Annotated in this window: 13 protein-coding genes; 2 read left to right on the forward strand and 11 right to left on the reverse strand. The window is 44.3% G+C overall.

Annotated elements, in window-relative coordinates:
• Positions 1-421: 421 nt before the first annotated feature.
• The 8 genes from RDO37_RS01295 to RDO37_RS01330 form a co-directional block, all read right to left on the reverse strand.
• Positions 422-8,098, reverse strand: coding sequence for an AAA family ATPase (locus RDO37_RS01295; RefSeq protein WP_308497844.1), 7,677 nt, complete (start codon positions 8,096-8,098; stop codon positions 422-424).
• A 300-nt stretch (positions 8,099-8,398) separates the two neighbouring features.
• Positions 8,399-10,030, reverse strand: coding sequence for a tRNA adenosine(34) deaminase TadA (gene tadA / locus RDO37_RS01300; RefSeq protein ID WP_308497845.1), 1,632 nt, complete (start codon positions 10,028-10,030; stop codon positions 8,399-8,401).
• Positions 10,031-10,278: 248 nt separating this feature from the next.
• On the reverse strand, positions 10,279-10,641 hold the full coding sequence (locus RDO37_RS01305) for a diacylglycerol kinase (protein ID WP_027938794.1): 363 nt from the start codon (positions 10,639-10,641) through the stop codon (positions 10,279-10,281).
• Between the two features lie 1,088 nt (positions 10,642-11,729).
• Positions 11,730-12,950, reverse strand: coding sequence for an acetylornithine/succinyldiaminopimelate transaminase (locus RDO37_RS01310; RefSeq protein ID WP_308497846.1), 1,221 nt, complete (start codon positions 12,948-12,950; stop codon positions 11,730-11,732).
• 356 nt (positions 12,951-13,306) lie between these two features.
• Complete coding sequence (locus RDO37_RS01315; RefSeq protein ID WP_169726105.1) at positions 13,307-13,984, reverse strand: N-acetyltransferase; 678 nt, start codon at positions 13,982-13,984, stop codon at positions 13,307-13,309.
• A gap of 724 nt (positions 13,985-14,708) precedes the next feature.
• On the reverse strand, positions 14,709-15,464 hold the full coding sequence (gene argB, locus RDO37_RS01320; RefSeq protein WP_308497847.1) for an acetylglutamate kinase: 756 nt from the start codon (positions 15,462-15,464) through the stop codon (positions 14,709-14,711).
• Positions 15,465-15,685: 221 nt separating this feature from the next.
• A complete protein-coding gene (gene argC, locus RDO37_RS01325; protein ID WP_303074842.1) occupies positions 15,686-16,732 on the reverse strand; it encodes an N-acetyl-gamma-glutamyl-phosphate reductase in 1,047 nt (348 codons plus the stop codon).
• A gap of 396 nt (positions 16,733-17,128) precedes the next feature.
• Positions 17,129-19,048, reverse strand: coding sequence for an AAA family ATPase (locus tag RDO37_RS01330; protein WP_308497848.1), 1,920 nt, complete (start codon positions 19,046-19,048; stop codon positions 17,129-17,131).
• 524 nt (positions 19,049-19,572) lie between these two features.
• Between RDO37_RS01330 and RDO37_RS01335 the strand changes: the two genes are divergently transcribed.
• Together RDO37_RS01335 and RDO37_RS01340 are read left to right on the forward strand one after the other, a co-directional pair.
• A complete protein-coding gene (locus RDO37_RS01335) occupies positions 19,573-19,935 on the forward strand; it encodes a DUF6804 family protein (protein WP_308497849.1) in 363 nt (120 codons plus the stop codon).
• 422 nt (positions 19,936-20,357) lie between these two features.
• Entirely contained in the window at positions 20,358-21,761 is a 1,404-nt protein-coding gene (locus RDO37_RS01340; RefSeq protein ID WP_308497850.1) for a M20 family metallopeptidase, read from the forward strand.
• A gap of 280 nt (positions 21,762-22,041) precedes the next feature.
• On the opposite strand, the gene truA is transcribed toward RDO37_RS01340, so the two are convergent.
• From truA to folE, 3 genes are all read right to left on the reverse strand, one after another.
• Positions 22,042-22,827, reverse strand: coding sequence for a tRNA pseudouridine(38-40) synthase TruA (gene truA, locus RDO37_RS01345; RefSeq protein WP_027938789.1), 786 nt, complete (start codon positions 22,825-22,827; stop codon positions 22,042-22,044).
• A 335-nt stretch (positions 22,828-23,162) separates the two neighbouring features.
• Complete coding sequence (locus RDO37_RS01350) at positions 23,163-24,302, reverse strand: glycosyltransferase family 2 protein (RefSeq protein ID WP_308497851.1); 1,140 nt, start codon at positions 24,300-24,302, stop codon at positions 23,163-23,165.
• 111 nt (positions 24,303-24,413) lie between these two features.
• Positions 24,414-25,070, reverse strand: coding sequence for a GTP cyclohydrolase I FolE (gene folE, locus RDO37_RS01355; protein ID WP_027938788.1), 657 nt, complete (start codon positions 25,068-25,070; stop codon positions 24,414-24,416).
• Positions 25,071-25,149: the final 79 nt, after the last annotated feature.

Genomic DNA, 25,149 nt, shown 5'->3' on the forward strand with positions numbered 1-25,149 from the left:
ACATTGCGAACATAGGCGGTATGGATTAAAACGACTCCAGGTGACTAAATCCATATTGATAGCAACATATGCTCTCCTGAAACTAAGAGCAACTCATCTTTGTAGCTATCCGACCGATGTACAGCTGTAGCAGGCTTCTTTATTAGACCCTAACCTGCCTAATCCCTTGTCTATAGTCGAGCCTATCTTTTTACCTAGCCATTGGCTCTTACGCTTCTTAGCTTACTCGCCTACTGCAATAGCTACCTTTACAATGCCCTTGCACTTGCAGTACCTGACTTATTTTCTGTAGTTGTACACGACACTAGCCTTAGACACATGAATGTCTAAAGCTAATGTATTTGAGTACAACACTGCTGTGTTATGAGCCGCTTGACGCAGTGTAGTGCTTTTAAGTGCTGTGTGATTTTGGCCTATTGTTTTAGATGTCGAGGTTCATGGCTTTGACGAGCTTGATGCCATTTTCAGTTAGTAAGGCGACCACGGCAATGCGGCGTACCTTGTAGTTGGCAACGAGCTCGGCTGAACGACCTAAGACCTCGGCAAGAGGATTATTGACGGTCATAATCAGCGACATCGCTCTTTTTACTGCATCTTGCACTTCAGAGAGATTCTTAATTGTCTGAATCTCTAAGATGATGGCACTATCGTTATTCCATACCGTAAAGTTGCTATGGCGCATCTTGCCTGTCTTAGGACCAGAGAAGACTGCTAACTGTCCTAATAAGCCTTGAGAGTCGAGCTTGCGCAGTGATTGCTGTCTACTATCATCAGTATGCTCGACAGGCTTATTTGAGAAGTTTAGTGAGTTAATCTTCACTGAGCTAATACGCTCTTGGAGTGCTCCTGGCTGCTCTATATCGATCTTCTCAATAGCTCGCTTAAGTACGGTAGCTGCCTTATCAAAGCAATCGCGGCGATTGTATTTACGCGCTAACATCATGTAACGGCGTAAATTCAAAATCTTATCGACCGACAATGGTAAAGAGTTTAAGTGCTCAAACTCAGCCTCAAGGTTCATAGTTGGCATACGCTTTTTAAGCAATGCCTCAACCACAGACTTCACTAAGAGCTCTTGCATACGACGACGCTCTTTGAGCTCTTCTTGTCGTGCGTTGAACATCGACTTAGATATTAATCGAGCATCCTTCAAGATGGTGTCGATATCAATATCTTCTTGTGGCTTATTGCTTCTAGCCTCGGTAATAGCGTACTTAACAGCTTGCGACAGATGGTACTCAGCCTCAATCGTGCTTAAGAAAGCTAAATGACTATCAGTTAAAGGCTCACCAGCTACACTTGCAGCCTTTAAGATGCGCCAAGTCTTGGCAATTCTAGCAATCGACTCTGGTGTTACCCATTTCATCTCTTGCTCATTTTGACGATCAAGAGGAGATAAGTCCTCGTAAGTAAGACCATTTATATCATCATAATGAGTCCTATAACCTACGATGGCATAGACGGCCTCTAAAATGAGTTCAAAGGTGCTTTCAAAATAGTCATCATAGAACTCTTCTACGAGATCTTCATCGGCATAAATATCATCAAACTCATAGTCAGCACCTGGCACTCCAACAATACGCAGATTGTTAGCTGAGATAGCCATAGATGCAGCCTTTTGTGAGCGATCATTGGCCTTGGCAATAGCCTCATCTTGAGCAATCGCAATCTCGCTTGGCAGACCCATGACATTATCATCAGGCTCATCTGACATTGCGCTATTGCGTGCAGCGGCTGTTATTGCTGAGGCTATAGCAGATGCTGTTGCTGCAGCATGTGCTGCTGCAGCAGTATGTGCTGCCTTCGCATCAGCTGTGGGATCAGCGGCAGTCAGTGCAGCTTGGGCGGTCTGCCCCGCTTTGGCTGGATTAGCTGCTTGTGCATGGCTTGCTTGGGATGCAAGAGCCTGGGCCTCGGCTTGGATTTGAGCAGAGGCTTTGCCTTGCTCAGCTTGCAGGGCCTTGGCGCTTTGATCTGAGAACTTGACGTACTCTTGCTGATGGTTCCAAATCCAGCCACTTAAGAAGAGTAAGCCTTGATTGGTAGCAATATCAGCGAGGTTTTGCAGTCTAAAGTACTTATCTTTAATGCTCTTAGAGGCGACGATCAGATGTACTTGATCCTCAATTACTGAGTACAAGTCACCACGATCACACCAATCAGGATTTCTATCACGCTCTAAGAACACCTCAATTTCAACCTGACGCTTAGACATGTCTAAGAAAGCATCCACGTCGATGGTATGGGCGATCTTATCTAGCATGAAATCTAGATAGTGAACTAATGAGAGCTGTTCTGTCTCCTGAGCTAAGGTCTTAAGACGATTTAACTCATAGTACAAGAGCTCATATGACTTAAAGTTCTCAAACAGATACTTAGCCTGACGACGTAAACCTAAGAATGGAGCATAGTCGATGATAAGTCTTTCTTCATCATTGCGTGCATGATCGATAATCTCAAACTGAGCATCAACATCTTCTTGCTCTTTATTAACCTCAGCTTCTAAGTTCACATACTCATATTCAGATCTAATACCTAAATTGCGGCACTTACGAATCGAGTTTGCTGCAATACCAGTACTTGGTGCTGTAGATGGATGAGCATTGACTGTAGTAGAGCTCTTTGCTGCCTCAGGCAGTGCTGATGGGGCTGCAGCTAAGCTAGTATCAGAACTTGCTAAATCCCTACTCTCTAATGCCATCTGAGTTGAGGCAGAGATGGCGGTGCTTTGAGCTTCTGTCTGTGGCTGTAGATTTGCAGCACTGTTAAAAGTGCTACCACGCTGTACACGCACACGACAAATAGTCAGATTGCTGTACTCATTAACTGGGTTAACGTTACTTGATTGACCTGATGCTGCCTCTTTAAGTGGGTTATTGGACTGAACCTCACTTACCTCAACTGAGTGGCCATTATCACCACTGTCGGTTGGTGCGGCAGTCTCCTGATTTTCACCCTTGATAAAGTCTTTAAGCAGAGCTACAGCAGTGTCATCCACGGCCTTTTGATAGACCGTATCTTTATCTTTGTCGCTTGCACTATTCTTTGCTTGCGCATTGACCTTGTCAGTGGCATCTGCTGATGCTGCTCCCTGATTGTTTGAAGCGTTTGATGCTAAGGCATTATCCGCATCGGACTCTTGAGTATTGATGGCCTCGCTTTGGTCAAAGGCAACGCCATCATTCTTTCTAGAGGCACTAATTTGCTCAGCAAAGTCTTTAAGAACAGTGATAGCCTCACGCAGATTGACGATCTTTTCAGACATAGCAATGCTGCGCATATGTGCGTCATGGGCCTCATCACGCTCTTTAGCATCGTCCTCTTCAGACATGGAGCTAGCAGATGCACGCAAGCTGGTATCTTGCATGTCAGGATCGGCACTAATCTCCATATGTGCCGAAGCGACGCCCTTGGAGGCTGTCTGCTCATGCTGGCGCTGTTGCTGGTGCGCATGCTGATTCTGGCGCTGAGGCTGCTTTGCATTGCTATTGCTGTTGCTATCGGCAGCTTGCTGGTCAGGGCTGTTTGCGCTTTGTGCAGCGGCATTGTTATCTACTGCTGGGGTATCAATGTCTTTAGCGTAATCGGCACCGCGCTTGAGGCGTGAAACAATGATATTGCCTAGTTCATTAATGGTGTTAACACCCTCTTCAACTATGGCCTCTTTTTCATTGTCGCTCTTACCATGGAGCTCTTCTTCAACCTTGAGAACCTTTTGGAATTCCTCATGGTTCTTGTTAAATTGCTCAAGGGTAAAGCTTGAAGCTTTTACGAACTTATCGTGCTCACTGACATAGTCTGCAAAGTTATCGCCACTAGCCACGAGCTCGCCTAATTGTTCTAATGCATCTAACTGAATAGCATCATCGGCACTACGAGCCTTCTTAGACTTACGCTTAGCGCTACGAACACGTTCTTGAGCACGGTCTTTAAAGGTCTCAATTACACCATCTTCAGGTACATCGACTACACGAGAAGCACCGGCGATATCGCTACGCTCTTCTTCAGCATTGCGCGTATCAAAGGCAATACCAATACTGCTAATCAGCCTCTCTAAAATGGCGTCTTGCTCATCAGAGACATTAACCTTACCTGAGTCTTTTAAGTTGGAATAAGCCTTCTTTAAGAGCTCTTTAATCTCTTGCTCTTCAGCTAGCAGCTCTTGCTTAGACATATAGCCTACAGGCATATCTGACTTATCGTCACTATCCTTATCTAAGCTCTCTTCTGCCTTGCCATCTGATAATTCGTCAAGCTCAAAGACTACAGGACAAACGACCTCATGACCTGCCTTGATAACATCAGCAAAAGCCTGGGCCTCTTGCTCTTTGGCAAGTAAAATCTCTTCATCCTTGCTTAAGCTAGAGTGCTCGTTACCAATAGCAGCATGCGCCATTGCTCTCTTGGAGTTAGCAGCATTACTCTTACACTTGCCATCTTGATCTAAGGCTTCATCATCTTGCTTGGCGGCATTAGCGTTTTGCTTAGCTCTTTGTTCGCTGAGTAAGACGATATCGCTTGCTTTGATCTTTGGATTATCCACAGCTGCGATAATTTCTTGGGCACGCTGATCATAAGCCTTAATATCTTCACGCGCCGCCTCAAGCATTTTGGCGGCATTAGCATCACCATTAGCCGCACGTTTAGCTAAAGCACGCTCTTGACGACAAGCATCATAAAACTCAAGCTTGGCATTAGCAGCAAGCTCAATCTTTAAGGAGCGATCATCGCTCTTATCATCGGTAGAGTCTTTAGTATCTGCTGAGTCTTTAGTATCAGCTGCAGCTTTGTTTTTGCCTAAGCGGTCATTGAGCTTACGCTGAATCTCCTCGTCATCCTTTAAGATGCGATCGGCTGCTTTCTTGGCAGTAGTAGAGACGCTATCGGCTAAGAATGGCACATTAGCACCAGTGGCAATACTTGGTGCAGTAGCGTGGTTCATGGCGTAATAGAGATTTAAACAGGCAGTGATGGCCTGAGAATCTACAAAGTCAGAACGTCTATAGCTAAAGCTATGCACCACAGTACGCAGATTGTTTAAGAAAGCCTTGAGATCGCCATTAAAGACAGTCTCATTATCTGCAATCTTTGGCAGTCGCTTGTAATCACTATGAGCATATAAAGTCTCTAATACCGCATGCTTTAACGACATATAGCTTTCGTAATTAGGCATTGTGGATAAGAGCTCATAGTTTTCGTAGCGACAAGTGGTTAAATAACCAAAAGCTACCATCAAATGGCTTAGCGTCATGCCTAAAGGCATACGACGCATCATCTCGCGCTCTTCAGGAGACTCCATGTTCTGGCCATTGCGGCCACGTACTGGCGCAATTAAATCGATTTTGCCATCAGCAAGCTCATCGGTGATAACACCCATGGTCTCTTCGCTAAAATCGCTTTGAGCGGCATTATCCTCATCCTTTACGGATGCATTAGACATGGCATTGTTGCTAGCGGCTGCTTGGCCATCTTGTGACTTGGCACTATTGGCACCACTAGTTTGTGCATTATCACTAGCAGATGGAGCTGCAGCTGCGTCTTGAGCGTTAGCGTTTGAGTCACTTGGCTCATTGGTCTTGTTGGTAGCAGCTGTGCCGTTACCCTCATCGATAGCATTGGCCTCTTGCACGTCTAAATTTGCATTGGCCATGGCTGCAGCGGCTTGTTGCTCGATTGCCTCAATGCTCTCACCAACTTCATCTAGATAGGCTTGGATAGTGTTGCTAGAACTATTGGTATTAGATGGCGAGCTCTCTTGATTTTCTGTTGCCTGTTCAAGTTCATCCTCATCATCGATGATGGCAAATGGACTCTTGTGGCGCGGGGCGCTCTTTGACTCGCTCTCTTTGCTTGCTTGTGAGGATGACTTGGCGGCAGCTGCAGCACCCTGTGCTTTTGCTGCATCCTGTGCACTTGCAGCGTCAGGTGCTGCAGTATCATCGGCGCTTTCATAAATGACTGAGCCACCTGAGTTTGAGGCATTCTTTTGTGGCAATACCTTAGCGGCTAATGCCTTGGAGACACTGCGCTCAGTAGGCATTTGCTTTTTGATTTCGTTGAGGCGATCTCTAATATAGATCAGACGCTCGTTAATGAGCTCAATCTCTTCGCCCTTGTAGCCTTGGCCTTTGGCCTTGATGATTTGCTCTTTGAGCTCTTTGAGGCGATATAAATTACGCTGCAGCTTAACAATGCGGTCAATTACTGAATTTGGACGCAGTGCATTTGGCAGTGTGGCGTTCTCAAGTAAGACGCGCTCCTCACCTTTAAAGATATTGGAGAGCACCTGCATAAAATCAGCAATACTGCTGCCGCTAATATCAAAGGCATAGCGAACATCAAGCGGAGCTGAGCCATAGCGATATGGGGCAAAGCCATACTCAGGATGGCGCAGGAAATTCACCACCGACACGGCTGCCATAGTGCGGGTCATACGGTCAAAGCTAAAGTTGCCGTAAAAAGATGACAGCAAGCTAGCAAGCTCTTTAGTGCTCTGAGGACAAGAGCCTGAGACAAAGAGCTCTAACATGGATAGTGAAATGTGTCTAAAGCTACTACGCGCATCATCATGCATGGCAGCAAGGTCTTTGTCCTTGTACTTAGCATGAATAGCCTGCATATAGGAAAGTGCCTTAGACATGTATTTGGACAGCTGAGGAGACAATAAATCTTCTTCAGACACACCAATCATTTTGGCGCATTTAGCTGAGTAGCTAAACTTCATGTCCAGCTCTAAATCATTTGGATTGCGCTCGCGCATGCCGGGGCCAAAAGATTCATACGGCATGGTGCTAGTAATTATGATATGTCTAAAGACATGAGCATATGTGCCTAAGATGGTGAACAAATAATGCATCACCTGGCTTCTACGATTGTAAAGGGCTGGCTCATAGGCAGTAGCTAACAGTGGCGCATCAAAGTTATCGATGAGCAACACACGGGAGCGGTGCTCACAGCGTGAGAGTAAGTGCGCAATATAAAACAGCGATGACTTTTCAGAGGTCTGGCTTGGGATATAGGAAAAGTTCTCGTTGATTGAGTCTAATAAAGCCACACCACCATCACTAAGCGCATCTTGCTGCTCAAAAGAACCATTAAGCTTATCTTGCACAGCACCATGGTCTTGGCCAGGCTTGCTAGATTTATTTGCTTGATTAGCACTGTGGAATGAACCACCTTTAAGCGCATGCTCAGTGCTGATATAAGAGGCCTTAGCCTCGCCTCTACCAAGCTCATCAATGCTCTGATAGTAAACATCAGTTTCACCATTATCAGCATCACGGCTAGCATCATCTCGAGCACTAGCCTCATCCTGAGCACTAGCATTATCTTTAGCACTAGCCTCGCTCTTGTCGCCATTAGTTTTAGCACCTGCACTAAGAGTTGAGAGCGCCTCTAAAGAGGCAATTAATTCCTCTTCATAGCGATCAGCAGCACCCTGAGAGCCCGCGCTGTGCTTATCACTGCCTGATGCTAAGGATAGATCATCTGCAGTAGACTCAGATAAGTTAGATCCATTAGCTTTGCTGCCTGCAGCTGCAGCACGGCGTTCTGCATCAGCTTGGCTCTCTAAATTGTTGTGCTCTGAGCTAGTGGTGCGGCTTGGTTTGATAGCTTGCTTGCCAGAGGCAATTTGCTCGTAGAAAGCGGCAAAGAGAGCTGAGCCAAAGTCGTCTTTTTCTTTGTTATTTGGTGAAGAAAGGAGCTTGAGATTCTTAACGCAGGCGGCGGTCTTGGCGTTAAAATCGAGCTTTACTGGGAATGGAAAAGCACCAATGAGCTTTTGCATGTCAATACGAATGACAGGCAAAGACTCATCAAAGCCCTCTTCATAAACTTTAGTGCCCTTGAGGCGCTCCATATCGGTATACATGGCCTCAATGATGTCGAGCAAGGTGCTCTTACCAAAGCCATGCGGGCGCAAGATATAAGTCTTATGGGACTCTTCGTCCTTTAAAAACTCTTTAATGAGCAAGGTCTTATCTATAAAGAGACCTTCAGTAATTAGCTTAGTTAAAGGATCATGTACAGTCTCCTCCTGAGCCTTATCAGTGGCCATGAGTTCATCAACCTGTACTGCTAAATCTTCCTTGCTCACTTTTTCCGCCTACGACTGTTTTGACCACTAGATTCATCACAGCGATGAATCTTTACCTTGCACTATGCTCTCAGTAGCTAAAGAAAAAGCTTTTAGCTCACCACACACTGCGTGCACAAGCACTCATATTAACCTATGAGTTCATTAAATAGTTACTAGATGTAAACAAATTGCATCAAGCCTTATTTTACCTAGCTTTTGACGCACAATCTAACCTTTGCTCACTATCTTTTTCACCAATAAAAAAGCCGCATCAAACGATACGGCCTTTTTAAGCGAAAACGCAGCAAATTAAACTAATTAGCTTGCCTTAGTGGTCTTGCTAGTTTTGGTTTTTGCAGTAGTTTTCTTTGCAGTTTTCTTAGCTGCAGTGCGCTTAGCGGTGCTCTTAGCAGCGCTCTTAGTGCTCTTAGCGGCACTCTTGGCAGCACTCTTAGGAGCAGCCTTGCTTGCGCTCTTAGTTACACTCTTAGCTGGGCTTTTTGAGGCACATGCTTTGGTGGTCTTTGCACAAGTACGCTTTGCAGATGCGGCCATCTTAGAGCTCTTTTGCTCAGCACGACGGGTCTTGAAGAAATCAGTTAAGATTTGACCACACTCAGACTCTAAGATACCACCCATGATCTCAACACGGTGGTTGTGACGATCGTCATCAGCTAAGTCAAACACTGAGTTGCAAGCACCAGTCTTTGGATCCTCAGCACCGTAAACGATAGCCTTGATACGTGCGTGAATACATGCCATGACACACATGCAGCATGGCTCTAAGGTCACGTACATGGTCAGATCGTTTAAACGATAGTTGCCCATGGCAATACCTGCACGACGTAAAGCCACGATCTCAGCGTGTGCAGTAGCATCATGGTCAACGATAGTACGGTTGCAACCACGAGAGACAATAGTACCGTCGCTAGCGACGATAATTGCGCCTACTGGTACTTCACCTAACTCTTTAGCCTTGTTAGCCTCTTCAAGAGCCATGGCCATGTACTTTTCATGGGTAGCTTGATCTACTACCTTAGGAGCCTTTACCACCTTAGCTGCAGCACTCTTAGTGGTGCTCTTCTTTGCAGCAGTAGCCTTGGTTGCAGTGCTCTTTGCAGCAGCCTTGCTAGCAGTTGTCTTTGCAGCAGCCTTTGGAGCTGCCTTAGCAGCTGTGCTCTTTGCGGCGGCCTTTGGAGCAGCCTTAGTTGCAGTTGCAGTTGCAGCGGCGGCCTTTGGTGCATCCTTAGCAGCAGTGGTCTTAGCAGCAGCCTTTGCAGCGGCGGCCTTTGGTGCTGCCTTGGTGGCAGTTGCCTTGGCTGCAGTTGCCTTTGGAGCTGCCTTGGTGGCAGTGCTCTTAGCTGCAGTTGCCTTTGGAGCTACCTTGGTAGCAGTGCTCTTTGATGCAGTTGTCTTTTCTGCGGCGGCCTTTGGTGCTGCTGGCTTTGGTGCTGCTGGCTTTGGTGCTGCCTTGCTCTCAGATACGGTATCTGCCTTTACCTTAGTCTCAGTCTTCTTGACTGTCTGGTTCTTGCCGCGTGGCTTTCTTTCGATCTTGGCATTGCCGCTCTTTGAAGTCTGCTTAGCGTGAGCAGCAGCCTTGATAGCACGGCCTGCGGCTAAAGAGGAGTCGCCATCTTCACCAACAGCAATAATTGGAGTCTCTGACTCTTCAAAGACTAAACCAGTCGCGGTGCGAATGATCTTGATAGTACGGAACTGAGGGAACATCTCAACAAACTTCTTTGATGGGATGACCTGACCGTAAGCACCAGTACGAATCTCGCCAATACGGTAACCATCGTGGGTACGAACTTTACCGCCCACAGTCTCGCAGATAAATGAAAGGACAGTGTATACAAAACCGCCCTCACCGCCATTGCCTGGTTGACGATTGAATTTTAGACGCCTATCGGTTCCGATCAGTTCTCTGAATTGTTGTTCATCCATAACTTTTCTTCCCAACTGACTTGTTCCTTGTTCTGCGGACAGGCGTTATTTACGGTAAATACCCTGTCTGAGGTAGTGTGATGAGAGCTTAGAAAGCTACTCATACTTTAGTGAAGGGTTTACGGCTTAGTGCTAGTTAAACGCATAGCCTCAAAGGCTTTAATGTGTTCTAGCAACTCATACCAGGTTATTGCTTTTTCTAGTAGCACTTAAGCTCTCTAGATTAAGACTTGTTAATTGATAAAAACTTAGAAGAATAAGATTGCAATCCAAGTTAAAGCGGTTAAACACAGCATCACAAAGACAGCTGCTGAACCGATGTCTTTAGCTCTACCAGAAAGCTCATGGTACTCATCGCCAATGCGATCAACCACAGCCTCAATTGCAGAGTTTAATAACTCCACAGTAAAGGTAAGCCAAGGCATGATTACTAAAAGCAAAAACTCTACTGCACTATCAGCAAAGACAAAAGCAAGGATGGTTAATACTATAGAAAGTGCCAGCTCTTGGCGCAGCGCTGCCTCGTTCTTAAGTCCTGCTTTAAAGCCCTGCATACTATACTTACCTGCATTAAAAATACGAGTAAGTCCTGTAGCACCAGGTTTTGCCATTTGATGTAATCCTGTATCAATCGAAAATCAATATTGCATCAGGCACACGAAAACTAAAGTTAGTCTTACAACTTCAAGCAAGAGTAAATCGTCATTTAAATAGCGCACTAAAGGCTATTCAAGGCAGCAAAGTTTAAATACAAACTGAGTGCATACTCATGTATATACAGCACCTTAGATATCTTAAATTAAGGCGCGATCATCACTCACACCATCTAAAATAGCTAAATCTAAGCGCTATATACAAAAGCCAGGATCGCTAAGATCCATATATGGCTTAGCCAAAGTCGTTATCGTTGCACTGATAACGTCTTAACCGCATATACAAGCGGTTTTTACGTACTCAAGATCAAAGATCTGATCTTCAAAAACAGCTTAAAGATCATCAAGATCACTGATCTCATGGGCTGATTATAGCAAAAGATAACCGATCACAGGAAATGCACATACCATCGACGCAAAATTTTTGTGAACTTCAGCTAATTAACGCCTAGGATCAGTCCCCATGATCCTACCCATACCAGGATCAGTCCTTACGATCCTGCCAACACCACATATACCCCATGATCCTAAGTAATCTCCACAAGCCTAAGCCGCTCAGAGCCGCCCCGCGATCCCAATAAGCAGCATCTTTCCGTGCAAACGTTCTGATCCCACGCCACGTAAATATGCATCGCTTAAGCTTCATGATCGCAGTCGATATGCCACTTGCTTCATAAGACATATATGTTCTCAGCGATCACGCTCTCATACCGTTATCTAAACACGAGGCATAAACGCAAGAGCGCCCGCACACACCTGCTGCTACGACAAGCGAGATCAGAGGCTCTGCATTGTGCCCCAAAACAACAAAAGCGATCAGCGCTTGTACTAGGATCATGCAATCCATAGTCTTAGCCTCTGATCGCTTTGAACATCCTTTGCCTAAGTCACGGGCATAGCATCGCGCAATTGCAAAGGAGCATAGCCTAGCTACATGCTTAAGCTAGGCACTTACACTAGCTTAAGGTACTGCTTGCGCTTGCTTTATGGCTAGCCTGGTACTTGCTTTATGGTTAGCTTGATGCTTGGTACTTAGATTTGGATTTTTACTGTGATTTGGACTCGGTTTTGACAAACTCTGATAAGGCCTTTTCGAGCATCTTCATGCCCTGATGGATTTGTCTATTGCTAATGATGAGTGGTGGAGTAAGTCTAACCACATCAGGATTGGCAACTAAGACAAAGAGGCCATATTTGGCACACAGCTTCTGAATAGCACCAGACTTGCCTAAATATTCCTTGCTAAGGTGAGCTCCCACCATTAAGCCTTTGCCACGGATCTCATCAAAGACACCATACTTTTTGCCAAGCTTGGTAAGGAGCTTGTGAATAAGCTCGCCCTTTTCTCTTACTGAGTGTAAAAACTTTTCATCGCCTACGGTATCGACTACATATGAGCCAACGGAACAGGCAAGAGCATTACCACCGAAGGTAGTACCGTGAGTACCAGGGGTAAAGTGCTTGGCAAGCTCATCGCTAGTTAAGATCGCACCGATTGGCAAACCTGCAGCTAAACCCTTAGCTGTGGAGAGAATATCAGGACGCACGCCTACTTGCTCAAAAGAGTAGAAGGATCCTGTTCTACCCACACCAGTCTGTACCTCATCAAAAATCAGCACCGCATGGTATTTGTCGCACAGCTCTCTAACCTTTTTGATAAAGTCGATATTACCCTCAATAATGCCGCCCTCACCCTGAATAGTCTCTAAGATAACGGCACAGGTCTTATCGCTAATGGTTGAAGTAAATGTATCGATATCATTGTATGGAATATGGGTAATGCCACCAGGGATTGGACCAAAGCCTTTAGAGTATTTCTCCTGACCACCAACGGATACAGAAAAGAGAGTACGGCCGTGGAAGGAATGGTAAAAGGAGATAATCTGATCTTTCTCTTTACCATAGTTATCGTAAGCAACACGACGAGCAAGCTTGAGAGCAGCCTCATTTGCCTCTGCACCAGAGTTAGTAAAGAACGCTCTGTCAAAGCCACTAATGGCAGTGAGCTTTTTAGCTAAAGTTAAGGTCTGATCGTTTACAAAGATGTTACAAGCATGAATAAGCTTGCTGCATTGCTTCTTGATGACCTTGGTAACGCCCTTGTGATTATGGCCTAAGCAATTAACTGCAATACCTGCAGTCATGTCTAAATACTTATTGCCATCAGTATCGTAAAGATAGCAACCTTTACCCTTCTCAAGCACCATTGGTAATGGGCTATAACAAGGAATCATGACCTCATCAAATGTCTTTCTTGTAACTTTCATCGTTATTCTCTTCTTAGCTGCGCACTAGCTTTAGACATACTCATCAAACTATCAGCCACCGCCACTCAAGGCTAGCTATACGCCTTACTTGGCGTGGTCGCATGTATCTTCTTTAGCGGTTAATTGCTCCGCCCGCACCCTCATGCTTTATTTGCATGTCTTGGCTTCATGGATTAGCTCATCCACAGTGGTTATCGCTTGGCTGCATGAACACTAATACTCATGCAGCTGTGCAGTGCTTAGGCCCTCATCTGTGATGAGCGGATTTGTATGTGTTAGCTTTGCTGTTTGTTTGGCTTAGTCTATAACTCGTAGGTTAAATGTATTAGCTGGTGATGATTGTTTTGATCTTTTCTTTAGAAGTTGAACTCATATGCAACTTCATCACAGCAATGTCGCTTTGGACATTTGTCGCAGTCTTTTAAAATCTTCTCTGGCAGAGCATCAATGGTGGTTTTGGTAAAACCTACCTTGCTAAAGAAATTTGGATTTCTAGTCAGAGCAAAAACCTTCTTGAGCTCAAAGAGCTGAGCTTTATGAATGAGGAACTCTACAATGGCTCTGCCTTGACCCATGCGTTGAATATCTGGGCTAACGCCTAATGAACGGATCTCAGCAAGACCAGTATCGTAAACGTATAAACAGGCACAGCCTAAGACCTCGCCGTCTTTTACGCATACAGCAAAAGACTGAATGTTTCTAATGAGATCTTCTCTAGAACGAGGCAGATTCTCACCCTTTTGAGCCCAGTAGTTGACCATCTTTTGCAGTGAATCGATGTCAGAAAGTCTGGCCTGACGTACGGTGAATCTAGCGGTATTGTGAGTTGCAAGAATGTCCTGCACCTCATTCAAAGCAGCAGCAATATGCTGCAGCTTCTCATCAGAAAGGCTGTTGCTTGCATTAAGCTTGGTGGCGTATTGATAGAGCTCATCAATGCTTGCACCATGAAACTCATCGCGATAGACAAAAGGGATCGCTTCCATGTTCTTATTATTTGCCATAGTAGACACTGCGCTTAAGTGGTTGCTCATTCTTAAAATCCTGTTTGTTTGATTGTTACCCACTTCAAAACCATACTTGCATCAACAGAGAGCGTGCTTAGAACTTGCTTCCAAAAGTAGCTGCACTGTGTTGCTTTCTTATGTGCTAGCTACTTGCTGCTCATGCTCCCTTGCTCTTAGCTACTTTTCTTGTCCCTGTTCTCATGTAACTTAGACATCTATGTGCTGCTTATAATGCCTATCTTATGTAGCTACTCTTAACAGGGCGCGTTCTGTGGCCATGCTATAAAGAGAACTGCCATGCCTTAGTGGCACTGACACTGGTATACAAGCTTGCATCATGAGCTTAGATCTAAGCAGTGCCGTATTTGACTTGCCCTTAACCTTAATGACGCTTATTTGATGATGGGCTTTGTGCTTGTGAAAGCCCATTTGGATAAAGCCATCGGCTCTAAATAGTTAAGCTGTCTTAAGATCATGCTGTCGTTGGCACGAGATGCTCAAAAGGTGCTTTGAGTCTATGGTTTTGGGTAAAAAAATGTTTTGGAGCTTTGGTTGCTCTATAAACCTAATGCCTTAGCTGCTGCCTTGTTCATTAGGCTGAAGTGAGTCTGATTTTTCTTACTTAAGCTGTTTGCTTGTGAGTGTGAAGCTGCAGCTAAAGTCTATGTTTGAGGCAAGATGTCTAATGCGATTTAAATACTTGGCTGCTATCGTCATTAGAGCTCTTGCATCTTTAGATAATGTAGAGCTATCAGACCTGAACTGAGGTTCCGATTCGTCGGAGCTTGGAGAGATTGTGGCGAGCTTGCTCATCGAAGATGGAGGCAATGAAAACGCTGTTGTTGCTTTGCTCGGCAACAGCTAGTGCATTTTTAACCTTGACTGCCATGCCATCAGTAATAACCTTAGCGGCAATCAACTCTTCAATGTTCTTAGAGTCAATCAATTCGATTACCTGACCGTTTTGGTCGAGTACGCCTTTTACGTCAGAGAAGAAGACGAGTGGGGCTTTAAAAGCAATAGCAATAGCCGCTGCTACTTCATCTGCATTGATGTTGTACAGCTTACCTTGCTCATTAATACCAATGGAGCAAATGACCGGAGTAACGCCCTCATTAAGAAGAGACTTTACTAAGGAGCTATCTTTAACGGTGCATGAAGCAACTTGACCAAATTTAGCCTCGTATGGGGTTAAGGTACACAGATTAAAGTCAGTACACAACAAACCCACTGCATTAAGACCATGTGCAATAGCCTGAGCTTGCAATACCTTATTACACTGACCTGCCAAAGCTGCAGTGATGTAAGGCATGTGCTCAGATGGGCTTACTCTAATGCCATCAATCTTGCTTGATTGAATGTCAAATGCACCGAGAATTTTGTCGACTTCAACGCCGCCACCATGCACGATGATAGCTTGCTCATTATGAGTCTTAAGTTCCTCAAAAAGAGCGCCTAATGCTTGAGAGTCATTTAGAGCCTTGCCTGAAAGCTTAACAATTAACATCTTTAAATCTTCCTACGCCAGCTAGCGATAAGTAACAACTAGCTATCTATTGTGTCTAAGCATTTGTACAACTAGAGCATGGCGTAATTAAGATGGCCTAAGTTACAACCTTTTATTTAGCCTATGTAGGCCTTTTAGTGTGGCCAACGTTGGACTTTTAGTATGACCTTAGGCTTACCTAAGGTGGAGCCATCAAATACCTTGCCTAGCACTGAGTTTGATTACAACAGGCATCGGCATCGCGGAAGTTTAAAGTGAATGTTCATAGCTTCAATAGCCTGAGAGGCTGCTCCTTTCAAGAGGTTATCAATAGCTGAGGTGATTACGATGTAATCACCATCGCGTGTGTATGAGATATCGCAAAATGGCTCGTGCTGCACATCCTGAAGCTTTACTGTACCGCTCTTAAAACGGACTAAGGAATTAAGCTTGTCACAGTTAGCACTGTCCATCTGACCATAGGCGCTCTCATAGGCATTTTTAAGCTGCTCATCAGATACACCGCTTACAAGTTTGGCGGTGATGGTGGCTAGAATGCCTCTTTTGAAATTGCCTAAATGAGGATTGAAAATCACCTTGGTTTGAGCGTACTCAGCGATCTCTGGCATATGACGGTGATTGAAAATACCGTAGGCATTTAAGCTCACCTCACAAAATGAGTTGTTGAGCTTTGCTTTTCTACCAGCACCTGAAACGCCTGAAACTGCGTTAATTACCACCACCATGGACTCATCTAAAAGACCATTGGCAGTTAATGGTTTGATCGCAAGCTCTGAGGCAGTTGGGTAACAACCTGGCATGGAGATTAAGGATGCCTCCTCAATCTTCTTTGCATCTACCCAATCAACAAGGCCATAAACACGCTCTTGTAAAAGCTGAGCTTGTCTTTGACCATACTCAAAACCGTAGTATTTTGCGAAAGTATCTTTATCAGACAGACGGAAAGCACCAGAAAGGTCAATAACTACAATACCGTTATCAATAAAAAGTGGTGCTAAATCGTGACTTACCTTGTGGTCAGTAGCAAGGAAAATTACGTCACACTCGTCTTTGCTTAAGCCCTGAGCTACTTGTTCATCTAAAGGCTCTAATGACAGCGCACACTTTCGTCGCAGGTTGCCATATAACTCACAGATAGCTTTGTTTGCATCAACACTCTGAGCTGATACGAACAAATGAGTAATGACTACGTCAGGGTGATTTGACAGTAAGCGAACTAATTCACCACCTGCGTAGCCGCTTGCTCCTGCAATGGCAACTTTAATCATCAGATAATATCCACAAGGCAATCTACAAGGGTTTAAACATTCAACAATCAGCTCAAAACGAAGTGCTAGGAAAGCTTGTATGGAAACTCATGCACTTATGAGCAAACACAAGTAGTGTTTAACCAATTTCAATGTGAACCCAGCACTTCGAGGCTTCTATTGTCTGCAAATCAGCTTATACTAAAAATCCCTAGTCACCCGCTAGATGCATCAAAACAAGGCATAATCAGCTAAATTTTTATAAAATGCCCACAAAAAGTGCACAAACTCCACTCAAATCCGATATATATCGCAATTGATGCACAATAATCCTTACCTAGCAGCCCATCACCCGAAACATATCAAAAACGGCCTTTCTGCCACCATAATGCTGCTGTTGCTCTTAAATATGGGCATCTAAGTGGATTGCTGACTTGCTGCTAGAACTACTTTGCCATCATCACCAAGCTTATCAGCTCGATATTCAATAATGGTCTTTTTATGCTCATCAACTCTAGCCACACCGCCTACTTTTCTTAACTCATTAGAAATTACAATGCAGTAGCGCAATGGATTAGCATTGAAAAGATCCCCCCCATAGCTTTTCTGTACAATCTGATCACAACCTAATTTTAGTTTGCGATCTATACTCTCGCCCTTCCTAGCAAGCTTAAATTCTACTATTACATCCATAACTAAAGGGTCAGAATTTTGTTTATAAATAACAAAATCCATCCTACCAAAAGCAGAACTTACCTCACGAGCAGCCTTTACACCTGAATATTGCAGAGCATTGACAATAACAAAACTAACCACATTTTCATAGTTATTGTCAGCAAACAACTCCCAAGGAGCTGGACTCAGAATAAGGTCTATTAGCGCAGCAACTGCACTGCCACCTTGGTAAAAGCTTTTAAAGACTTCTTGATAGTTTTTGAAAAGATAAGCATAAACATCTCTAAGACCAGACAGAGCGTTGTTTGAGAAACCATGCTTATATATAAGTTCTGCCAGAGTATTAGATACCTCATAATTGGCAAATCCTAACCAAGCTTTCCCACCCTCAATTTGGCGAATGCTTAGATAACCTGACTGAAAGAGGACAGCAATGGCATTTTCGAAACTAAGATCATCAAAATTCTCTAATTCGACAGTCAGATCTCCTAATAAGACCTCAATTAATCTGGACTTGTCTAAGTATTTTTCTTGCGCACAGATAGATGCGTTAAATACAACATACAATGACGCCAAATAATCTTGAACGCTCGAGCTAAGTGTAGGTTGCTCATTATGTACATCGCCATAAAGTACTTTAGATAGATTCTTTATTACTCCTATCGAACAACACTTGAGCAGTTTGAGTAGAAATGTACTTTTGGCACCTGTGTCAACCCAATAATTTTCGAATCCTATCTCCGGCATTTTAAGGAACGAAGTAACACTAACTGGGGAAAAAACTCTTGTTTGACACAGACTATTGTTAGAGAAAAGATATCCATCGTAGCTGTGTGAAAGACGTTTCATCAGCTCAGCACGACTTAAATTTAGTACCTGCTCAGCATGACTAAGCTCCTTATCAAAGTAGTGCTCAAGCTCGTCGTGAGTAAAGCCGCAACATGTAGCATACTTATACTGCAATGATATGTTGGCAAACTGATTTGCTCCAGAGAAAATGGATGTCTGAGCATACGAGCTAACCCCAGTAATCAAGACGAAACGGAAATCCATTTCTTTGATAGTTGAGAAGAAGTTAGCATATACCCGCAATAAATCATCTACAGACTTACCGTTCTCAATGCTATACGTAAGCGGGGCATCATACTCGTCAATTAGCAATACCGCCTTAGTTTTGCAAAGAGGTCGATCACCATTGAAGAGCTCTGTATGCTCTTGCATAAATTGCTGATCTGAAAGCTTATCTAAGCTTTGAGTAAATAAGTAATTAGCTTGCTGCATCAAACCGACATTGCTTGGCAATTCAAGACCAAAGTAATTGGCATAAGTATTTAGCTGCCAAAGCAGACCTCTTTCCAACTCATCAGCAGATAAAGGTCTAATATTGTTCCAGGAAAACTTGAAGACAAAGTAGCGATTAGGATCGTCCCATTGAGTGTGGCAAGCTAGGCCTTCAGTTCCCACTGTTCCTTTGGAAAAGAGATACTCTAAAGTTGAGACTAAAGTGCTTTTGCCCATGCGACGTGGGCGAGCTAACAAGCATGAACCTTGTTCACGAGCAAGCGTACACAAAGGTGCTGTCTTGTCGACATAGACCATATCGCCTGTTATAAATTCTTTGAAGCTTGCAAATGAACCTGAGTTTATCTTACGTTGCACCATCTTCCATGCTCCATTTACTGATATATAAGGCCATTAACAGCACAATAGTTACTCATGTCAATACCAAAAAGTGATCATCTTGACCACACCATGATACAGCTTATAGAAATGAAATGCGCGAACTTTGATTCACCTTGCAGTTAAAAGAATTGAGTTAGATCTAACTAATCAGGCGTGGCTCTTTGCTATTTGCCAAAACGATCGTAAGTTGTGGATAAGAGAGACAATCACAAATATCTATAGCTTTTTGGCTAACTATTGATTGAAAACAAAACACAGTTAACAAACTAGATACTGAACGACAAGATAATTAGGCAAAAACGGCTGGATCGATTATCATATTGATATTATTTTTCACTTTCGCTTCAATCTAATGCCTCTAAGCTAAACAAGACCTCAATTACGTGCTCTTAGATCTTGTATGACTTCACAAAACTCTTTAAGCAACTGTATAGCGCTTATGTGTTTGTGATGCATCTTGTTAGATGCTTGGTATTTAGGCTAACTAAACTAGGACATTACAGATGGGCAACATTCTACGCTACTCTACAACCATCTTAATTTTGCTAGGCATCGCTCCAATGCCTGATATCTACTATGCAGTGATGGGCTACACAGTATCTATGCTCTTTGTCCTCATCGCAGCTACAGATATCAAGTCAGGCAACATCATCGGCGTCTTCTTATGCTTAGCACTTGCAGGTGTGTACCAGCCGTTCTATCCAATTGAGATGAGTAATGTATTGTGGATTGTGGTTTACTCTGTCTCTGCTCTGTGGCTCTTAGTTGAAATTGCTTTTATTGCAAACCAAAAGCGCCGCAAAGAGTTTTGGGATAAGCGCCAGCGCGAGCGCAAATATCAGTCAAGCACCTTTGACGAAGACTAAGTAAGCTTCATCCCTTTCTAGCGCTACGCTATCGCCGTAGCGCTCCATAAACAAACCTCACTCATAAATCCCACTCCCTTGCCCAAACCTTAAGCACTATCTGTACTGATCTCAGCCCACCTTTCTTTAGCGTATGCGATTTATGGCGCTATAAGTTCACTTTGCTAAACAGTAGTACACGCCTGAGTTTTACTGCAGCCCATGCTCGTGAGTCCATATTGGTCAATGGCTGAGTGTGCTTGTTTTGGTTGGTCTCTTAGTGTGACCAAATTGTTCAATTGCCTAGTGTGCCTAAATTGGGCGTGGGCTGATCACATTTTGCTCATATACAAATCTTGATGATCTTGCAGCTACACTGTATGGGCGCTGCTGTAGGCTGCGCTATGTAATGGTTAGAAACTGTGCCTGATGGGAGATAAAAGATGAGCACATTGGAGCATTTAAAAGCATTGGTTGGTTTTAATACTGTCTCAGCAACTAAGGCTGAGCTCGACCAGTCAAACTTAGCCATGCTTGAACATATGGCAGCTCATCTAAAACGATGCTGTTTTACTACAGCTTTGTATGAGGTTCAGGCAGGCAAGTACAATCTCATTGCTTTAAGTCCAGCCTTTGATAAGAAAACGCTGCAAACTAGCGACAAGCTTGGCCTGTTACTCTCAGGCCACTCTGATACTGTGCCTTTTGATAACAACAAATGGACTAATGATGCCACTGACCTTACCGTGCGTGATGGTAAAGCCTATGGCCGTGGCTCTTGCGATATGAAGGCATTCTTAGCTTGCTCGATGCAAGTGATTGAAGATATGCATGCTAAGTTTGGTAATGACTATGCTGCCTATCCTCGTGTTTGTCTCATGGCCACTTGCGATGAAGAAAACTCCATGTGTGGCGCTATTGACCTCAAACGCCTCAAGCATACTCCTTTAACTGCGAATAACTTTAGCAAGCTTGAAGTTTCAATCCCTGAGGGCCTAGATTTAGGTGCCGATGATCTTGCTGATGCTTTTGTTAATAAGAGTTTTGAGCTCATTATCATTGGTGAGCCAACACTGCTGCAGCCTGTAGTGGCTCACAAAGGCTATATCGCTAGAGAAATTTGCATTAAAGGTGTGTCCACCCACTCATCTAATCCATCTTTAGGCATTAATGCCCTCGAGTTCTCATCTACAGTGATTCAAGAGCTCAGTGCTTATGCAAACGAGCTTAGCAAGACCAATCGCGACTCTAACTTCCTCGTGCCTTATGCCACCTTAAATCTTGGCTACGTCAGAGGTGGTCATAGCTTAAACTCAGTATGTGATGAGGTAGTAATTGGCTTTGATATGCGTCCAATGCCATCTCATAGTATTGCCAAGCTCAATGAACAAACAGATGCACTCTACGCTAAGCTTAATGACAAGGCTCAAGAGCTCTTTGCATCTAAGTTAAGCACACCATCCATTCGCGCCAAGATTCCTAGTGCCAATGTAAATGCTTGCAAGAGTGAGTTAGTAGGAACTGCAAAGGCTCAGGCAATTAGCGCTAAAGATGGAGATCTTAGCGGACAGTTCATTTCCATGAACATTCCTTTTGCTGACATTCCATCCTTTGCCAATAATGATGAGCACAGCCTGAGCATTTTGCGTCGACATCTACCTGAGGATGTTACCTTTGACTACGTCAATTACTGCACCGAGGCCTCTTTCTTACAAGACCTTGGCCCTGTAGTCATCATTGGCCCTGGCTCTATCGATCAGGCTCATGGTGTCGATGAGTATGTCGCTCTTAGCGAGCTTGATCGCTACGATACTTTCCTAAGCGCCCTCGTTGATGACTTTCTCTAACAGTACGGCAGGGCTAACTGCATTGCGCTAGTTGTGCGGCCAGCTTATATCCTTGCGTTAGCAGTGCGGCCGTGCTTATAGCCTTGTGCTAGCAGTATGGCCGGTATAACTGCATTGTGCTTGGAGAATGGCCGTGCTAACTGCCTTGTGCTAGTTGTGTGGCCATGAGCAAAGGCAATGCATACAAATGTGCACTAGTATGCATTGTTGGCTGCTGTTGATGCGCTTTGCGGGTGGCTTGATAGATACGAGATGGCTATGAGGGTGATTTAGCTTGTGGCTAGATCCACAGTGGGCCCATGTCCTCATCGTGGATTGGTAAGTTCCAGTGATCTTCGTAAGTTACCTTAACTAAGTACAGGCCCTCGGCTTGGGCTGTTGGGCCGGCGAGATCGCGGTTGCGTGCATCAAATACGTCTTGCAGCCACTGCTTGTCCTTTTCTCCATTACCCACTAAAAGTAAGGAGCCTACGATATTGCGCACCATGTGATGCAAGAAAGCATTGGCTTGAATATCAAAGATGATGTAACGACCACGACGCATCACTTTCACAAAGTGTACATTACGGCGAGCATGAGGATTTTCATCCTGCGCAGACTTGAATGAAGAGAAGTCGTTTTCGCCTAAGAGGATTTGTGCAGCATCTTCCATGGCCTGAACATCGTACTCTCCACGATATAAAGACACACCAGCACGTAAAATACCTGGGCGATAATCAGAGTTTTGCAATATATAGCGATAGCGACGAGCACGAGCAGAGAAACGCGCATGGAAATCATCAGGTACATGACGCACCCAAGTAACGGCAATATCATTAGGCAGTTTAGTGTTAGTGCCTAAGAGCCAGGCTCTATCATTACGCTCATTGTTCACATCAAAGTGAATCACCTGACCTGTAGCGCTCACGCCTGCATCAGTACGTCCTGCACACTTAATCTCAATTGGCTCTGCAGCGATGATGGAGAGGGCCTTTTCAAGCTCATTTTGAATAGCCGGTGCATGATATTGACGTTGAAAGCCTGAATACTTCCAACCTGAATACTCAATTCCCATTGCAATGCGCATTACTATTTTTCTCCTGCTGCAAATACGAAAAAAGCGGCCTTAGCCGCTCTTAAATGTCTCTAAGCGCTCATGGCCATGCCACCTGATTGCATCAAGTAATCGAAACTAAAGTCCTCGAAAACTGTATACAAAGAATCTGGTGGCGGCACATTATCGCAAAAATAAGCGCTTTGCAAAAGCTATCTAAAACACCCGCATCAGCTTATAAGCATTAGTAGCTGATGTAGCATCGATGCAGGCGTTCTTTTAATAACAGCTTGATGTTGAGTGCTTTAGTCGACGGTATGATCGCCTATAGACTCAAGGTTAACCGCGCTGCTCTTGTCTAAAGTGGCCTAATCTTGGGCATTAACTTTAGATGGTGTGGCTTCAGCAGCGGCTGCATTAACTTTAGATGGTGTAGCTTCAGTAGCTACAGCATCGCTCTTTGGTGTTGAGGCAGTGGTAGTGACGGTATTGCGAGCCCTGTCATTGAAGTAGATACCAGAGTTGACGCGGTTATAGCCCTCATTGAGACGATTTGAAAGCTTGCCCTCAATCTTTGAGACTACATATACAGGACGTCGCTTAACCTCTTCACTGACTCTTCCTAAATACTCGCCTAAAACGCCAATGGAGATAAGCTGAATCGAGCCTAAGAAGAGCACGACACACATTAAAGAGGCATAGCCTGGAACCCTAACACCAAAGATCAGAGTCTCAAGGAGAATGTATGCCATGTAGACGAATGCAACTACGCCAACTAAGCTGCCGATATATGACCAAACGCGAATTGGCAGAGAGCTAAAAGATACGATGCCATCGAGAGCAAAGTTCCACAGCTTCCAATAGTTCCACTTAGTGGTGCCAGCAGAGCGCTCAGGACGAACATATGGTACGCCCTTAGACTTAAAGCCAGGCCATGCGTATAAGCCCTTCATAAAACGATTGCTCTCGTTTAAGTTACGCACAGTCATAATGACCTTGGAGTCAATAAGACGGAAGTCTCCAACATTCTCAGGGATCTTTACCTTGCCAGAAAGCTTGTTAAAGACGTAATAGAAACCGCCTGAGGAGATACGCTTAGTATCAGAATCAGAGGAGCGATCTGCACGAATACCATAAACAGTATCCACATCCTCACTACGCCAAATCTTAATGAAATCTAAGATAAGCTCAGGAGGGTCTTGCAGATCAACATCAATCGGCACCACTGCATCAGCATCGCACAGGTCTAAAGCTGCAGTCATAGCAGCCTCTTTGCCAAAATTACGTGACAGCTTGATAAGCGCAATACGCTCATTGCTCTGCATCATTTGCTCGATGATCGCAGCTGAATTATCCTTTGAGCCGTCATCCACAAAGACAATCTCAATATGCTCCAGTACATCGTGGAGCTTTTCTTCTACAGTGGATACGAAGGTTGCTACTGTCTCTTCTTCATTGTAGACAGGTACAATCAAAGCAACCTTGTAATCATTATCATAGCGAGCCATACGACTCTCCTTGCTATTAATCTTTGATCTTTAGCCCTAGCTTTAATCATCTGCCTTTAGCTGCATATACCTTAACTGCAGCCTCCTTGGCGATGAGTTAAAAATTTGGTGCTAGTCGTCAGTTAAGAACTCATGACGAGATGATGGATTGTTCTTAAAGTGGCCACCGAGTGCAGTGGTGGTGGTAGATGAAGTTGGATCTTGTACACCACGGGCCTTCACACAGTAGTGAGTTGCAGTAATGGTTACTGCCACGTTCTGAGTATCAAGCAGAGTTTGCAGTGCCACTAGAATTTGTTGAGTAAGGCGTTCTTGCACTTGAGGACGCTGAGCAAAGAAACGCACAATACGGTTAATCTTAGACAGACCAATAATCTTAGTCTTTGGCATGTAGGCTACTTTAGCCATGCCATCGATAACCATAAAGTGATGCTCGCAAGTTGAGGTAAAGGAAATATCCTTAACCTTGATCATCTCATCGACCTGCATCTTGTTTTCAATCACAGTGATGTCAGGGAATTTAGAGTAATCAAGACCAGAGAAGATCTCATCTACAAAGAGCTTGCCCACACGCTTTGGGGTCTTAATTAAGCTGTCATCGCTTAAATCAAGGCCTAAAGTCTCCATCATGGTTGTCATGCACTGAGCGATACGCGCTCTTTTCTCGTCATCGCTAAGACCGTTATCTTTAAGTGGTGTCTCAAGACCATGCTCGGTCAGTGCTTGTCTAACCTTGATAGCGTGCTCATTTAACAGCTCATTACTCATTACCTGCCACCTCTTGTTAACAAAATGGCCAGCATGGAGTTGGCCTGTTTAGACTCGCTTATATAGCTTGATTGTATTT

The organism is uncultured Anaerobiospirillum sp. (assembly GCF_902485895.1).
Classification (GTDB): domain Bacteria; phylum Pseudomonadota; class Gammaproteobacteria; order Enterobacterales; family Succinivibrionaceae; genus Anaerobiospirillum; species Anaerobiospirillum succiniciproducens.

What these genes read in the sequence shown, in the direction of transcription:
- tadA (WP_308497845.1), bottom strand. Translation starts at nt 10,030, where the DNA reads ATGGATGAACAACAATTCAGAGAACTGATCGGAACCGATAGGCGTCTA.
- RDO37_RS01305 (WP_027938794.1), bottom strand. Translation starts at nt 10,641, where the DNA reads ATGGCAAAACCTGGTGCTACAGGACTTACTCGTATTTTTAATGCAGGT.
- RDO37_RS01310 (WP_308497846.1), bottom strand. Translation starts at nt 12,950, where the DNA reads ATGAAAGTTACAAGAAAGACATTTGATGAGGTCATGATTCCTTGTTAT.
- RDO37_RS01315 (WP_169726105.1), bottom strand. Translation starts at nt 13,984, where the DNA reads ATGAGCAACCACTTAAGCGCAGTGTCTACTATGGCAAATAATAAGAAC.
- argB (WP_308497847.1), bottom strand. Translation starts at nt 15,464, where the DNA reads ATGTTAATTGTTAAGCTTTCAGGCAAGGCTCTAAATGACTCTCAAGCA.
- argC (WP_303074842.1), bottom strand. Translation starts at nt 16,732, where the DNA reads ATGATTAAAGTTGCCATTGCAGGAGCAAGCGGCTACGCAGGTGGTGAA.
- RDO37_RS01330 (WP_308497848.1), bottom strand. Translation starts at nt 19,048, where the DNA reads ATGGTGCAACGTAAGATAAACTCAGGTTCATTTGCAAGCTTCAAAGAA.
- RDO37_RS01335 (WP_308497849.1), top strand. Translation starts at nt 19,573, where the DNA reads ATGGGCAACATTCTACGCTACTCTACAACCATCTTAATTTTGCTAGGC.
- RDO37_RS01340 (WP_308497850.1), top strand. Translation starts at nt 20,358, where the DNA reads ATGAGCACATTGGAGCATTTAAAAGCATTGGTTGGTTTTAATACTGTC.
- truA (WP_027938789.1), bottom strand. Translation starts at nt 22,827, where the DNA reads ATGCGCATTGCAATGGGAATTGAGTATTCAGGTTGGAAGTATTCAGGC.
- RDO37_RS01350 (WP_308497851.1), bottom strand. Translation starts at nt 24,302, where the DNA reads ATGGCTCGCTATGATAATGATTACAAGGTTGCTTTGATTGTACCTGTC.
- folE (WP_027938788.1), bottom strand. Translation starts at nt 25,070, where the DNA reads ATGAGTAATGAGCTGTTAAATGAGCACGCTATCAAGGTTAGACAAGCA.